The organism is Paraburkholderia fungorum (genome assembly GCF_900099835.1).
Classification (GTDB): domain Bacteria; phylum Pseudomonadota; class Gammaproteobacteria; order Burkholderiales; family Burkholderiaceae; genus Paraburkholderia; species Paraburkholderia fungorum_A.
Genome location: NZ_FNKP01000001.1, coordinates 3429697 through 3443243 on the forward strand (window position 1 = coordinate 3429697; position 13547 = coordinate 3443243).

At 60.7% G+C, this 13547-nt stretch carries 13 protein-coding genes and 1 tRNA gene; 8 read left to right on the plus strand and 6 right to left on the minus strand.

Annotated elements, in window-relative coordinates; genetic code table 11:
- Positions 1-48: 48 nt before the first annotated feature.
- A complete protein-coding gene (locus BLS41_RS15210; RefSeq protein ID WP_074765851.1) occupies positions 49-600 on the plus strand; it encodes a hypoxanthine-guanine phosphoribosyltransferase in 552 nt (183 codons plus the stop codon).
- 84 nt (positions 601-684) lie between these two features.
- Here BLS41_RS15210 and BLS41_RS15215 read toward each other — a convergent pair whose 3' ends face one another.
- A complete protein-coding gene (locus BLS41_RS15215) occupies positions 685-1284 on the minus strand; it encodes a MarC family protein (RefSeq protein ID WP_074765855.1) in 600 nt (199 codons plus the stop codon).
- A gap of 12 nt (positions 1285-1296) precedes the next feature.
- Positions 1297-3033, minus strand: coding sequence for a proline--tRNA ligase (locus BLS41_RS15220; RefSeq protein ID WP_074765857.1), 1737 nt, complete (start codon positions 3031-3033; stop codon positions 1297-1299).
- Between the two features lie 313 nt (positions 3034-3346).
- On the opposite strand from BLS41_RS15220, the gene BLS41_RS15225 reads away from it, so the two are divergent.
- Both BLS41_RS15225 and BLS41_RS15230 read left to right on the plus strand, forming a co-directional pair.
- On the plus strand, positions 3347-4087 hold the full coding sequence (locus BLS41_RS15225; protein ID WP_074765860.1) for an RNA pyrophosphohydrolase: 741 nt from the start codon (positions 3347-3349) through the stop codon (positions 4085-4087).
- A gap of 76 nt (positions 4088-4163) precedes the next feature.
- Positions 4164-4715 (plus strand): CNP1-like family protein, encoded by a 552-nt coding sequence (locus BLS41_RS15230; RefSeq protein ID WP_074766578.1) that lies wholly within the window; start codon positions 4164-4166, stop codon positions 4713-4715.
- A gap of 115 nt (positions 4716-4830) precedes the next feature.
- On the opposite strand, the gene proB is transcribed toward BLS41_RS15230, so the two are convergent.
- The 4 genes from proB to rplU form a co-directional block, all read right to left on the minus strand.
- Positions 4831-5949, minus strand: a complete 1119-nt coding sequence (gene proB, locus BLS41_RS15235; protein WP_074765862.1) for a glutamate 5-kinase — start codon at positions 5947-5949, stop codon at positions 4831-4833.
- Between the two features lie 71 nt (positions 5950-6020).
- Positions 6021-7142 (minus strand): Obg family GTPase CgtA, encoded by a 1122-nt coding sequence (gene cgtA / locus BLS41_RS15240; protein WP_074765864.1) that lies wholly within the window; start codon positions 7140-7142, stop codon positions 6021-6023.
- 238 nt (positions 7143-7380) lie between these two features.
- A complete protein-coding gene (rpmA, locus tag BLS41_RS15245) occupies positions 7381-7644 on the minus strand; it encodes a 50S ribosomal protein L27 (RefSeq protein ID WP_007180330.1) in 264 nt (87 codons plus the stop codon).
- A gap of 25 nt (positions 7645-7669) precedes the next feature.
- Positions 7670-7981: a 50S ribosomal protein L21 gene (gene rplU, locus BLS41_RS15250; protein WP_007180329.1), complete on the minus strand. Its 312-nt coding sequence runs from the start codon at positions 7979-7981 to the stop codon at positions 7670-7672.
- 238 nt (positions 7982-8219) lie between these two features.
- Here rplU and BLS41_RS15255 point away from each other — a divergent pair, with 238 nt between their 5' ends.
- The 5 genes from BLS41_RS15255 to BLS41_RS15275 all read left to right on the plus strand — a co-directional run bounded on the left by BLS41_RS15255 (position 8220) and on the right by BLS41_RS15275 (position 13540).
- Positions 8220-9212, plus strand: coding sequence for a polyprenyl synthetase family protein (locus tag BLS41_RS15255; RefSeq protein ID WP_074765866.1), 993 nt, complete (start codon positions 8220-8222; stop codon positions 9210-9212).
- Between the two features lie 38 nt (positions 9213-9250).
- Positions 9251-9327 (plus strand) — tRNA-Pro (locus BLS41_RS15260).
- 195 nt (positions 9328-9522) lie between these two features.
- On the plus strand, positions 9523-10821 hold the full coding sequence (locus BLS41_RS15265) for an HlyC/CorC family transporter (RefSeq protein WP_074765868.1): 1299 nt from the start codon (positions 9523-9525) through the stop codon (positions 10819-10821).
- A 149-nt stretch (positions 10822-10970) separates the two neighbouring features.
- Entirely contained in the window at positions 10971-12314 is a 1344-nt protein-coding gene (locus BLS41_RS15270) for a GspE/PulE family protein (protein ID WP_074765870.1), read from the plus strand.
- Positions 12311-13540, plus strand: a complete 1230-nt coding sequence (locus BLS41_RS15275) for a type II secretion system F family protein (protein ID WP_074765873.1) — start codon at positions 12311-12313, stop codon at positions 13538-13540. Before BLS41_RS15270 ends, BLS41_RS15275 begins: the two co-directional genes overlap by 4 nt.
- The last annotated feature ends 7 nt before the right edge of the window (positions 13541-13547 follow it).

Here is a 13547-nt window from a genome sequence, read left to right on the forward strand (position 1 = left end):
CGCCCTTCTCACCCACACTATGTATACAGTCACCGCCCGTCAGACGTCATGAACCGCGAAGAAGCTCTCCACATTTTTAGCCACTCCGAAGAAATCGTTTCGGCCGACGACGTCAACGCGTCGATCAGCGGCATGGCGTCCGCCATCCGCGACGAGATGAGCGAGGACTTCCCGCTCGTGCTGTCGGTCATGGGCGGAGCGGCGGTGTTCACCGGCATGCTGTTGCCGCACCTCGATTTCCCGCTCGAGTTCGACTACATCCACCTGACCCGCTACCGCAACACCACCAAGGGCGGCAACGAGATGCAATGGCGCGTGGCGCCGGCCGAGTCGGTGAAGGATCGCGTCGTGCTGGTGCTCGACGACATTCTCGACGAAGGCGAGACAATGGCCGCGATCCGCGACCGCATCATGGCCATGGGCGCGAAGCGTTTCCTGAGCGCGGTGCTGTGCGAGAAGATCATTCCGAAGGCGAAGCCGCTGCGTCCGGATTACTGCGGTTTTGAAGTGCCAGACCGCTATGTGTTCGGCTGCGGGATGGACGCGAAGGGTTACTGGCGCAACCTGCCGACTATCCGCGCGCTGACCGAAGGCGCGTGAAGTTAAAGCGTCTACGCGAGTAGCGATAGATGTAAAAAAGCGGCCCAGATGGCCCGCTTTTTTATTGGTCGCGTTGCTCTCGATTCAAAGCTGATGCACGAAGGAGCGGATGCCGCCGAGCATCATTTCCACTGCGATCGCCACCAGCACCAGGCCCATCAGGCGTTCGAACGCGGCCATCGCACGCTCGCCCAGCCACGCCTGAATGCGCTCGGCCAGCATCAGTACGATCGCGCAGACAATCATCGTGACGGTCAGCGCACCGATCCATTCGAGCGTCTTGCCGGGCGCCTGCGACGTCAGCAGCATCACCGTTGCCAATGCCGACGGACCCGCGAGCGCGGGAATCGCGAGCGGCACGATCAGCGGCTCGCCGCCGCGTGAATCGCCGCCAAACGGACCGTCCGGATGCGGAAACACCATCCGCAGCGCGATCAGAAACAGCACGATCCCACCACCGATCCGCAGCGACTGGTCGGTCAGGCTCATTGCGCGCAAAAAGCCCTGACCGAGCACCATGAACACCAGCAGGATCGCAAACGCGATCGCCACCTCACGGAGAATGACGATCGTGCGACGCTCCGGCGACACGCTGCGCAGGCAGCTGATGAACAGCGGAATATTGCCGAGCGGATCAGTGATCAGAATCAGCAGGATGGTCGCGGACAGGAAGGTGTACTCCACCGTCCGCTCCGCTTAGCGAGCCAACGCTGCGCGGACTTTTCCGATCACCGTTTGGGCGGCGTCTTCGACCGGCAGCAGCGTTGCTTCAGCGTCGCGACGGCCCTGGTATTCAAGCTTGCCGTCCTTCAGCCCGCGGTCGCCGATCACCAGACGATGCGGCACGCCGATCAGTTCCCAGTCGGCGAACATCACGCCGGGGCGCTCGCCACGATCGTCGAGAATTACGTCGACGCCCGCTTCGACCAGTTCCGCGTACAGCTTGTCGGCCTGCTCGCGCACGGCTTCGCTGCGGTCATAGCCCATCGGGCACAGCACGACTTCGAACGGTGCAATCGATTCCGGCCAGATGATGCCCTTGTCGTCGAAATTCTGTTCGATCGCGGCGCCGAGAATGCGCGTGATGCCGATGCCGTAGCAGCCCATTTCCATCGGCTTCGGCTTGCCGTTCTCGTCGAGGCAATTCGCGTTCATCGCTTCTGAATACTTCGTGCCGAGCTGGAACACGTGGCCCACTTCGATACCGCGGCAGATGTCGATCACGCCCTTGCCGTCCGGCGACGGATCTCCCTTCTTCACGTTGCGGATGTCGGCGACGACCGGTTCCGGCAGATCACGGCCCCAGTTCACACCGGTGATGTGGAAATCCACCTCGTTCGCGCCGACCACGAAGTCGCTCATGTTCGCGACGGTGCGATCCGCGACGACCTTGACCGGCTTTTTCGTGTTGATCGGGCCGAGGTAACCCGGCGGCGTACCGAACGTCTCGACGATTTCGGCTTCGGTTGCCATGCGGAAGTCGGCCAGACCCGGCAGCTTGCTTGCCTTGATCTCGTTCAGATCGTGGTCGCCGCGCAGCATCAGCAACCAGATGGTCGGCTCGGCGCCTTCGTTTTCGGTAGCGAGGATGATCGACTTGATCGTGCGTTCGAGCGGAATGTTCAGCAACTCGGCGACAGCCTCGCACTTCGCCTTACCCGGCGTGGCAGTCTTCTTCATGTCTTCGGCAGCGGCCGCACGTTCCGCGTACAGCGGCAGCGCTTCAGCCGCTTCGACGTTCGCCGCGAACTCCGACGTCGGGCAATAGGCGATCGCGTCCTCACCGGTATCGGCGATCACGTGAAACTCATGCGAACCGCTGCCGCCGATCGAACCGTTGTCCGCCGCCACCGCACGGAAGTCCAGACCGAGGCGCGTGAAAATACGCACGTACGCGTCGTACATCTTGCGATACGACTCGCGCAGACCGTCCGCGTCCTTGTCGAACGAGTACGCGTCTTTCATGATGAACTCGCGGCCGCGCATCACGCCGAAACGCGGACGGATTTCGTCGCGGAACTTGGTCTGCACCTGGTAGAAGTTGACCGGCAACTGACGATAGCTCTTGATCTGGTTCCGCGCGATGTCCGTCACCACTTCTTCGTGCGTCGGCCCGAGCACGAAGTCGGATTGCCTGCGGTCCTTGAAGCGCAGCAGTTCAGGACCGTATTTTTCCCAGCGGCCCGATTCCTGCCACAACTCGGCCGGCTGCACCGACGGCATCAGCAGTTCGATCCCGCCTGCCCGGTTCATTTCTTCGCGCACGATGTTTTCCACCTTGCGGATCGAGCGCAGGCCGACCGGCAGGTAGTTATAGATACCGCCGGCCACGCGACGGATCATGCCGGCGCGCACCATGAGCTTATGGCTGACGATCTCGGCGTCGGCCGGAGCTTCTTTCAGGGTGCCGATAAAGAAACGGGAAGCTTTCATTCAGATTTTCCAAAAGCGGCGGCTCCGGAGGGACCGCCCGAAAGGTGAAAACGGTGGGGAAATCGACACAGACCCGGCGCGAGCCGGCACGGTTTGTCCGACAACCGGTACGCATACCGTTCGCGGCGCCGCTGGCTGGACAAACCGCGCCGCGCAAAGCCTTTTGCACAAGGGATAAGGCACGGAAAGACTGACAGGCTACCGCAAACGCTGCCCTTTTGCGGCGAATCGTTCCATTCTGGGCCGATTCGGTGCGTCGGGACCGTTATCTGTTTATAATCAAAGCAATTTTAAAGGATTCGAAGGTGGTTGTATGCTGGATCGTGAAGGCTTTCGCCCGAACGTCGGCATCATCCTCTTGAACGCGCACAACGAGGTGTTTTGGGGCAAACGGCTCCGTGAACATTCCTGGCAGTTTCCGCAAGGGGGCATCAAGTACGGAGAGACCCCCGTGCAAGCGATGTATCGGGAGTTACACGAAGAAACCGGGCTGCTTCCTGAGCACGTCAAGGTGATCGGTCGCACGCGCGACTGGTTGCGTTACGAGGTGCCTGACAAGTTCATCAAGCGCGAAGTACGCGGTCATTACCGCGGCCAGAAACAAATCTGGTTCTTGCTCCGGATGGTAGGACGCGATTGCGACATCTGCTTGCGCGCCACCGACCACCCTGAGTTCGATGCCTGGCGTTGGAACGAGTACTGGGTGCCGCTCGACTGTGTGATCGAGTTCAAGCGGGATGTGTATCAGTTGGCGCTGACGGAGCTATCCCGTTTCATGCGCCGGGCTGCGCCGCGTGCGGAAAAACCTGGCGGGCACCATGGGCCTCGTTATCCCCGGATAGCGTCGTCAATGGAAAGTCCACCGGATTCCACGGTAATGACGGTGACTTCGATAACCACCGTCAGCATCGAAACATCGGTTCACGTCACGATCGCATCCGATTGCGGTCCGGGCTCCGGGTCAGCGGCTGAAGTAGACGCCGAGTCGGAACACGAAGACGAATCGGCCAGCGAAACCCTCGGCTCGCTGTACCGCCCGGGCGTGCGCAATTAACAACTTCATGCGGCTGTCCAGGCCGTCTCTGCTGGCGCGGCTCCTCGAGCCGCGCCAGTATTTCGAGGAAACCATATTGAAAGCAATTGCACTCGTCGTGGCGTGCGTCGCCACCGGCGCCCTGCTGGCTGGTTGCGCCAGCAAACCCACCAATAAAGACGACAGCACATTCGTTTATCTGCTGGACCGGAAAGGCACCTGGGTTGAAAACAAGGTGGACACGTTGCCGCCGCTGCCGCAAGAATCGAATTTGCTGCCTTTCGAAGTGTCGGGCAATACGCCGCTGCAATTCGCAATCGACCGGACCTCAGTTAGCGTCGGTTCCGACGGCGTGGTGCGCTATGTCGTGGTGGTGACCAGCCCGAGCGGCGCGCGCAACGTGAATTACGAAGGGATTCGCTGCGATACGTATGAGACACGTCAGTACGCGGGTTTGAACGCGGACCACGATGGCTGGGACACGACCGTCGCGAACGAATTCAGGCGCATTGAGAACGGCACGCTGAATGCATATCAGGCGTCGCTCTATCAGGATTACATGTGCGCGAACAAGATGCCGACAGGCAACGCGCAGCAGATCGTTGAGAACATTCGCTACAAACGCACGGCAGCTTCGTTGATCCATTGAGACGCCGGCAGGTTGGCCTGATGCGAATCCGAACACGCGTTGAATATAAAAAAGCCGCTCCACCGAAAGTTGGAGCGGCTTTTTTTACGTACTCTTCGCGAGGGTCAGGCAGTGACTAAACCAGTACCAGGTTGTCGCGATGGATCAATTCAGGTTCCAGCATGTAGCCGAGCACCGATTCAATCTCGCCACTCGGACGCCGTTGGATCAGCTTCGTCTCCGCGCTGCTGTAGTTGGTCAGGCCGCGCGCCACTTCGAGCCCCGCCGCGTTCAGGCAGGCAATAACCTCACCGCGCGCAAACGCGCCATGCACGCCGACAATACCGATCGGCAGCAAACTCTTGCCACCACCGGTCAGCTTTTCAACCGCGCCGTCGTCGATAACCACGTGGCCGCGCACCTGCAGGTGGTCGGTCATCCATTGTTTGCGGGCGGCCATCCGCGCCGTGCGTGCAATCAATTGCGTGCCGATTGCTTCACCCGATGCGAGTCGGGACAACACATCCGCCTCACGCCCACTCGCTATCACCGTATTCGCGCCGCTGTGAGCGGCGCGTTTGGCGGCGAGAATCTTGGTCAGCATGCCGCCCCGGCCAAGGCTCGAACCCGCACCACCCGCCATGGCTTCGAGTTCCGGCGCACCAGCATCGGCCTCCTGAACCAGCGTGGCGTTCGGATCCTTGCGCGGATCAGCGGTGAAAAGACCTTGCTGATCGGTAAGGATGATGAGCGCATCGCCTTCGATCAGATTGGCGACCAGCGCACCTAGCGTGTCGTTGTCGCCGAACTTGATTTCGTCGGTAACGACCGTGTCGTTTTCATTGATGATTGGCACCACGCCGAGACGCAACAGCGTCAGCAACGTGGAGCGCGCGTTCAGATAACGTTCGCGGTCGGCAAGATCGGCGTGCGTCAGCAGAATCTGCGCGGTTTGAATGGAGTGTTCGGCAAAGCGGCTTTCGTAGACCTGCGCGAGGCCCATTTGACCGACAGCCGCGGCCGCCTGCAATTCGTCGATTTCGCGCGGCCTTTTGGTCCAGCCGAGCCGCTGCATTCCTTCAGCGATGGCGCCCGAGCTAACCAGCACCACTTCCTTGCCTTGTGCACGCAGCGCGGCAATCTGCGCGGCCCAGCGGCCGATCGCAGCATGATCGAGGCCGCGCCCGTCATTCGTGACAAGGCTCGAACCGACTTTCACTACCAATCGCCGTGAATCTGCGATGACGGAACGCATTGTGCGCAGTCTCCCAAGATAACGCGTGATGCAAGCCGGCAGCACGCAGAGGCTGCCGGCGCTCGAGCTTTTTATTCCTGCGGATCGACGCTGGACTCGTCTGCCGCAGCCGCTGCTTCCGGCTTTTCGCGGAAACGCACGTCGGCGGCGAGATCTTCGGCTTCCGCCTGGCGCTGTGCATCCGAATGCGCGGCGATGTGGTCGAACACTGCATAGCAAAGGTTTTCACAACCCTGGCCGGTCAGCGCCGAGATTTCGAACACCGGACCTTCCCAGCCGAAGCCTTCGAGGAACGCCGAAACACGTGCTTCGCGTTCGTCTTCGGGCACCATATCGAGCTTGTTCAGCACGAGCCAGCGCGTTTTTTCATACAGCAGTTCGTCGTACTTGCGCAGTTCGTTGACGATCGCCTTGGCTTCCGCGACCGGATCGACCGCCTCGTCGAACGGTGCGAGGTCGATGATGTGCAGCAACAAGCCCGTGCGTTGCAGATGTCGCAAGAACTGGTGACCAAGACCCGCGCCTTCTGCCGCGCCTTCGATCAGACCAGGAATGTCGGCGATCACGAAGCTGCGGCTCGGCCCGACGCGAACCACGCCGAGGTTCGGCGCAAGCGTCGTAAACGGGTAGTCGGCGATCTTCGGCTTCGCATTCGACACCGACGAAATGAAGGTCGACTTGCCTGCGTTCGGCATGCCGAGCAGACCGACGTCGGCCAGCACCTTCAACTCGAGGCGCACCATGCGGCGCTCGCCCGGCTTGCCGTCGGTCTTCTGACGCGGCGCGCGGTTCGTACTGGATTTGAAATGCAGGTTACCGAGACCGCCCGCACCGCCTTGCGCGATTTGCACGCTCTGGTTGTGCTCGGTCAGGTCGGCGATCAGCTCGCCCGTTTCCATGTCGGTGATGGTCGTGCCAACCGGCATGCGCAGCGTGATGTCATCACCGCCCTTGCCGTAGCAGTCCGCGCCACGGCCGTTTTCGCCGTTGCGCGCCAGATGTTTTTTCGCGTACCGGTAGTCGATCAGCGTGTTGATGTTGCGGTCTGCGATCGCGATCACGCTGCCGCCCCGGCCGCCATCGCCACCATCAGGGCCGCCGAACGGAACGAACTTCTCGCGGCGCATCGACGCGCTGCCATCCCCTCCGTCGCCGGCGATGACTTCAATCCTCGCTTCGTCAATGAACTTCATGCGTAACTCCGTCCCGTGGTGTACTGCCAGATGGTGCTGCTAGATTTAATGCTGCTTTGTGTTGCCAGATGCTTGAAATGCTATTTTGCCGCGCCCGCCGCACGTTGATCAATTGGCCGAACGGCATAGGACCGAAGGCAATCGACCGTCGCGAATCCGGCAAAGCGCTGCAATAAAAAAAAGCCCCGCTAACTTCGCGGGGCCTTTTTTCGGTCCTGAAGCCCGTGCCTGACTAAACTCAGACTGCTGCCGGGACGACGTTGACCATGTGCTTCTTCGCTGCGCCTTTCGTCGAGAAATTGACGTGGCCGTCCGTCAGCGCGAACAAGGTGTGATCCTTGCCGATGCCGACGTTTTCGCCCGGGTGCATACGCGTGCCACGTTGACGAACGATGATGCCGCCAGCGTTGATAGCCTGACCGCCATAAACCTTCACGCCGAGACGCTTCGATTCAGAGTCGCGGCCGTTGCGGGATGATCCGCCTGCCTTTTTGTGTGCCATTTGATTTGCTCCTTAACCGGTGCGCTTACGCGTTGATCGCGTCGATGCGCAGTTCGGTATAGTTCTGGCGGTGGCCGCCATGCTTCTGGTAGTGCTTCCGGCGACGCATCTTGAAGATGGTCACTTTTGCGTGACGACCTTGCGACACGACGGTAGCCTTGACGGAAGCCCCACTGACCAGCGGCGTACCGAACTTAATCGATTCGCCTTCGCCCACTGCGAGAACCTGGTCGAGCGTGATTTCAGCGTCAATGTCTGCCGGTATCTGTTCTACTTTAAGTTTTTCGCCGACGGCAACTTTATACTGCTTGCCACCGGTTTTTATGACCGCGTACATTGAGAACCTCACTCTGTGTTCATTTTTTCCACGCACCGCGCGCGGAAACCCGTGATTATACATAGAGTTAGCTGCTCGGTCAAAACTCATTGCAAGCCGCCGTGCATAATGCCCGCACCCTGCCGCACAGCCCGGCGCGCGGGTTCTGACGCGGCTTCGAACGCACCGCGCCGCAGCCTGCGACCCGGAACTGTCGCGATTCGCCTTATAATTCGCGGCACTACCCAATTCAGCCATCATGTCGTCGACTGCCACCCCCTCCTCAAACGCCGCCAGCCTGCTCGCTCCGATCGCCGAAGACATGCAGCAGGTCAATCGCGTCATCAGGCACCGTCTCGCGTCCGACGTGATGCTGATCAATCAGATTTCCGAGTACATCATCAGCGCCGGCGGCAAGCGGCTGCGGCCAGCGCTGCTGTTGCTGGTGGCCGGTGCGCTGGGTGAAACCACGGGACATCGCCATGAACTGGCCGCTGTCGTCGAATTCATTCACACGGCGACTCTGCTGCACGACGACGTTGTCGACGAATCCGATCTGCGGCGCGGCCGTCAGACCGCCAATGCGCTGTTCGGCAACGCCGCGAGCGTGCTGGTCGGCGACTTTTTGTACTCGCGCTCCTTCCAGATGATGGTCGGCGTGGGCAAGATGCGGGTCATGGAGATTTTGTCCGAGGCGACCAACGTCATCTCCGAAGGCGAAGTTCTGCAACTGCTGAACATGCATGACGCCGATGTCGACGAAGCCCGCTATATGCAGGTGATCCGCTACAAGACTGCCAAGCTGTTCGAGGCCGCGGCCCAACTCGGTGCGGTGCTGGCCGGTTCGGACGCGAAAATCGAGGCAGCCGCAGCGGAGTTCGGCCGCCGGATCGGTACAGCTTTCCAGATCATGGACGACTGGCTCGACTACACGGGCACGGCTGAATCCATGGGCAAGAATGCCGGCGACGATCTTCGTGAAGGCAAACCCACGCTCCCGCTGATCTATCTGATCGAACGCGGCACGCCGGAACAGTCGGCGCTGGCGCGCGAAGCCATCGAACAAGGCGGCACGGATCGCTTCGACACGATTTTCGAGGCGATCACCCGTTCAGGCGCCCTGGATCACACGCTCGAATGCGCAAAACAGGAAGCTCAAGCAGCCGCAGCAGCAATTTCTTCATTTCCTGATTCCATTTTTAAAGATACCCTGCTAGAATTATGTTCTTACTCGACGGCAAGACAGTCTTGAACGAGACTGAAACACCGTAAGAGTCCAGCAGTAGAAATCGGGGTGTAGCTTAGCCTGGTAGAGCGCTACGTTCGGGACGTAGAGGCCGGAGGTTCGAATCCTCTCACCCCGACCAGATTTTCCTTGTTAGTTCAAGGCTCGAAAAACCGCCCAGCTTGCTCGGCGGTTTTTTGTTTTTCAGCGCAGCTTTTGCGTCGGCCGCACATGCGCTCGGCGAGCAATGCTGTTTGGCCGCCGCCGCCCGCTCAGGCGGCTCGCGCAGCCCCCTCTGCTATATTCTCTCCATCCTCTCCCCTATCCTTCACGACGCGTGGAACAACTTCCCTTATGGGCGCAGATTGGCGCCGTCTTTCTGCTGCTTGTCTGTTCGAGCTTCTTCTCGATTTCCGAAACGGCGATGATGGCGATCAACCGCCATCGCCTGAAACACCTTGCAAGTAAGAACGCACTTGGCGCCAAGACCACTCAAGGTCTGCTTGCGCATACCGATCAACTGTTGAGCGTCGTGCTGATCGGCAACAATCTGTTCAATACGATCATTCCGGTACTGACTACGTCGATCGCATTGCATACGTTCGGACGCAACAACGTAGTGCTGTCGATCGCGACCGGCATCGTCGCGTTCCTGATCATCGTGTTCGCGGAAATCACGCCGAAGATCGTCGGCGCAACGTTCCCTGAGAAAATCGCGCTGCCGGCGAGCCTGTTGATCGCGCCGATGATGCGAGTCGCCAAACCGCTCGTCTGGATCGTCAATCTGTTCGCGAACGGCATTCTGCGTGTGCTGCACATCAACACGAAAGGCGCACGCGACCAGCGTCTCTCGACCGAAGAATTGCGCTCCATCGTGCTCGAATCCGGCAGCTTCATGCCGACCAAGCACCGCAGCATTCTGCTGAACCTGTTCGACCTCGAAAACATTTCCGTCGACGACGTGATGATTCCGCGTCGCCGTATCGAGGCACTCGATTTCGATGCGCCGTTCGAACAGATCCTCCATCAACTCGAAACCTGCTATCACAACAAGCTGATCGTCTATCAAGGCGACATCGACCGGGTGCTGGGCGTGCTGCATGTTCGCAAGACGTTGGCCGCCTTGCATAACCAGGAGCTTGAGCGCGAAACACTGCGCGAACTATTGGCCGAACCGTATTTCGTTCCGTCCGGCACGCCCGTATTCCAGCAACTTCAATACTTCCAGGAGAGCCGTCATCGCACGGCGCTGGTCGTCAACGAATATGGCGAACTTCAGGGTCTCGTCACGCCTGAAGACATCATCGAAGAACTGATCGGTGAGTTCACGACGTCGATTCCCCGTAGCGCCAATTCACGCGGCGGCTGGAACGAGAGCGGCGAATGCATCGTCGCGGGCAGCATGCCGTTGCGCGAACTGAATCGCTGGCTGCAAATCACGCTGCCGACCGACGGGCCGAAAACGCTCAACGGCCTGATCCTCGAAATTCTCGAAGACATTCCCGACGGTGACGTGTGCGTGCAGATCGGCGATATCAAACTCGAAGTCATGCGCAGCGACGATCAGGCGATTCGCACCGTCAAGCTGTTCAAGCCGCCGGCACGCGCAAAGGCCGGTAAGGCGCTGCTGGGCTAGCTTCCCGGCTTGGGGCCACGACTGATTCGCCCAGCTTCGCATAGCGGCGAGACTCGCGCCATTAGCCGAATGGCCGAGTGGCACTAAGCCACCTCCTCGCCGGAAGATGACGCCATCGTGTTCAACAGGCGGCTCATCACCGGTCTCTCATGCAAACGTCTTTTCCTAACGCAGCTGCCTCGCCGCGGTCGAGCGCGCTCGACCGCGAAGGCGCGGCCAGGCCGAAACCCCATGCGTTCGCGGGCGAGGCCAATGCGGCGAATCCTGCCGCGAATCGCGCCGTAGCCAACCCATCCGCCAATTCAGCTAGCAACGCGGACCCCGACAACGCCCCCGCCGTCCGTCTCCTGACCGACACCTTGCAGGAAGCCACCCGTCGCAACGCATCCGATCTACATATTGAACCGGCGGAACACGGCTGGCGCGTGCGCCTGCGAATCGACGGCGTGCTGCATGAAATTCCGCAGCCGCCCGCGCATCTGCGAGACGCATTTATTACGCGTGTGAAAGTGCTGGCGCGCATGGATATCGCCGAGCGGCGAGTGCCGCAAGACGGGCGGTTGCGCATCGCCACGTCGCCGGGTCGCGTCGAGGACTATCGTGTCAATTCGCTGCCCACGCTGTTTGGTGAAAAGCTGGTGTTGCGCCGTCTCGACGCACTACCGGCAGATCTTTCACTCGACACGCTCGGTCTGAATCCGCGCCAACGCGAGACGCTTGATGCCGCGATTCGTGCGCCTCACGGTCTGGTGCTAGTCACTGGCCCTACTGGCAGCGGCAAAACGTTGTCGTTGTACTGCTTCCTGAATCTTCTGAATGGTGAAGCGACCAATCTGTGTTCGGTGGAAGATCCAGCGGAAATTCAGCTCGCCGGCATCAATCAGGTCAGTGTGCGCGAAAAGGCCGGACTGACTTTCGCGGTAGCGCTCCGCGCGTTTTTGCGGCAGGACCCCGACGTGATCATGGTCGGCGAAATCCGTGACCACGAAACTGCGGACGTCGCCGTAAAAGCCGCTCAAACCGGCCACCTCGTGCTGTCGACTTTGCATACGAACGACGCACCCGCAGCGGTCGCCCGTCTGATCGATATCGGCGTCGAACCGTACAACCTGGCGGCCGCACTGAGGATGGTGACGGCGCAGCGGCTGGTCCGGCGCCTGTGCGTCGCTTGCCGTGCGCCCGCGTCACAATCGTCGGCCGCGCTGCGAGCGGCAGGCTTCGACGAAGACCAGCTCGAAGGCTGGCAGCCCTACGCGGCGGTCGGCTGCGCGGCCTGCCACGGTATCGGCTACCGTGGACGCATCGGCGTTCATCAGGTGATGCCCGTCTCCGATGCCATGCGTGAACTGATCGTGGCAAGCGCCGGCTCGCATGAGCTTGCACGGCTCGCCCGAACCGAACAGGTCGACACTTTGCGCGACGCCGCGTTGGCGCGAGTGCGCGACGGCACTACCAGTCTCTCCGAGGCATTGGCTGCCACCGAGGTCGCATGAGCCCAACGACAACACATCGACCGTCCATTGCCGATACGCACTTCAAATGGCGAGGCGCCAACGCTGACGGCATCCACAAGAACGGCACGCTCATAGCGCCGGACGCTGCCGCCGCGCGCGCCATGCTCAAGCGCGACCATCTGTTCGTCATTGAACTGACCGCGCACGGAACGGCATCGAGTCCGAAAGCACGCGCCACAGAGGTCACCCTGTTCACGCATCAACTCGCGAGTTTGTTGCGAGCGGGTTTGCCGCTTGCGCCCGCGCTGGATCTGCTAGCGCAAGCGCAGTCTTCGAACCGGCAAGGCATGCCGCGAATAGTCGGCGCGTTGGCCCGCGACATCACCGGCGGCTTGCGTTTCTCGGCGGCATTGCAGCGGCACCCGGGGCAATTCAACGTGCTGTATTGCCAGCTTGTCGAAGTTGGTGAAGCAGCCGGCGCACTCGCCGCCGTTCTCGCCCGTATCGCGGAAGACCGCGAGCGCGCCGCCGCGCAACGCGCAAAAGTGCGCGCGGCACTCACCTATCCTGCTGCGATTCTGTTGCTGGCAATGGCGATTACCGCGGCATTGCTCGTGTGGGTGGTGCCGACTTTCAAACAGATCTTCGACGGATTCGGCGCAAAGCTTCCGGCGCCGACACAGTTCGTGCTCGCGTTATCGGCGGGCGCGGCGCGCTGGAGCGTGCCGTTGTTCGTCATGATCTTCGCATTGTCTTCGGCCGTGACGTTTCTGCTCCGGCGTTCCGAAATGGCACGTATCCGGTTCGCGCGTCTGTCGCTCAAAATGCCTGTTGCTGGCCCGTTGCTGAGCACGTTGTGCGCGGCACGCTGGAGCCGCGCGCTGGGCACGTTGCTGTCGGCGGGAACGCCTTTGGCCGATGCATTCGACTCGTTGACTCATGCCACCGGCAACGCTTTTTTCGATCGCGCCACCACGGAAATCGCCGCGCGCTTGCGGCGCGGCGAGCGGCTAGCTGCAGCGATGCGTGCGGAGCGCTGTTTTCCGCCGGAGGTCGTGCAGCCGGTCGCCGTCGCCGAAGAGTCCGGTGCGCTCGACACCATGCTGATCGACATAGCATCGCTCGCAGATCGTCAGGTAGATGAAAAGATTGGCACACTGGCCAGCTTGTGCGAACCGCTTGTCATCGTGGTGCTGGGCGCGCTGGTCGGCGGGCTTGTAATCGCGATGTATCTTCCCATTATTCAACTCGGCAACGTGGTGTAGGATCGCA

Bases quoted from the DNA above. Each gene is read 5' to 3' on its own strand.
- BLS41_RS15220 (WP_074765857.1), bottom strand. From the start codon at position 3,033: ATGAAAGCTTCCCGTTTCTTTATCGGCACCCTGAAAGAAGCTCCGGCC.
- rplU (WP_007180329.1), bottom strand. From the start codon at position 7,981: ATGTACGCGGTCATAAAAACCGGTGGCAAGCAGTATAAAGTTGCCGTC.
- rpmA (WP_007180330.1), bottom strand. From the start codon at position 7,644: ATGGCACACAAAAAGGCAGGCGGATCATCCCGCAACGGCCGCGACTCT.
- BLS41_RS15225 (WP_074765860.1), top strand. From the start codon at position 3,347: ATGCTGGATCGTGAAGGCTTTCGCCCGAACGTCGGCATCATCCTCTTG.
- cgtA (WP_074765864.1), bottom strand. From the start codon at position 7,142: ATGAAGTTCATTGACGAAGCGAGGATTGAAGTCATCGCCGGCGACGGA.
- BLS41_RS15275 (WP_074765873.1), top strand. From the start codon at position 12,311: ATGAGCCCAACGACAACACATCGACCGTCCATTGCCGATACGCACTTC.
- BLS41_RS15210 (WP_074765851.1), top strand. From the start codon at position 49: ATGAACCGCGAAGAAGCTCTCCACATTTTTAGCCACTCCGAAGAAATC.
- proB (WP_074765862.1), bottom strand. From the start codon at position 5,949: ATGCGTTCCGTCATCGCAGATTCACGGCGATTGGTAGTGAAAGTCGGT.
- BLS41_RS15255 (WP_074765866.1), top strand. From the start codon at position 8,220: ATGTCGTCGACTGCCACCCCCTCCTCAAACGCCGCCAGCCTGCTCGCT.
- BLS41_RS15270 (WP_074765870.1), top strand. From the start codon at position 10,971: ATGCAAACGTCTTTTCCTAACGCAGCTGCCTCGCCGCGGTCGAGCGCG.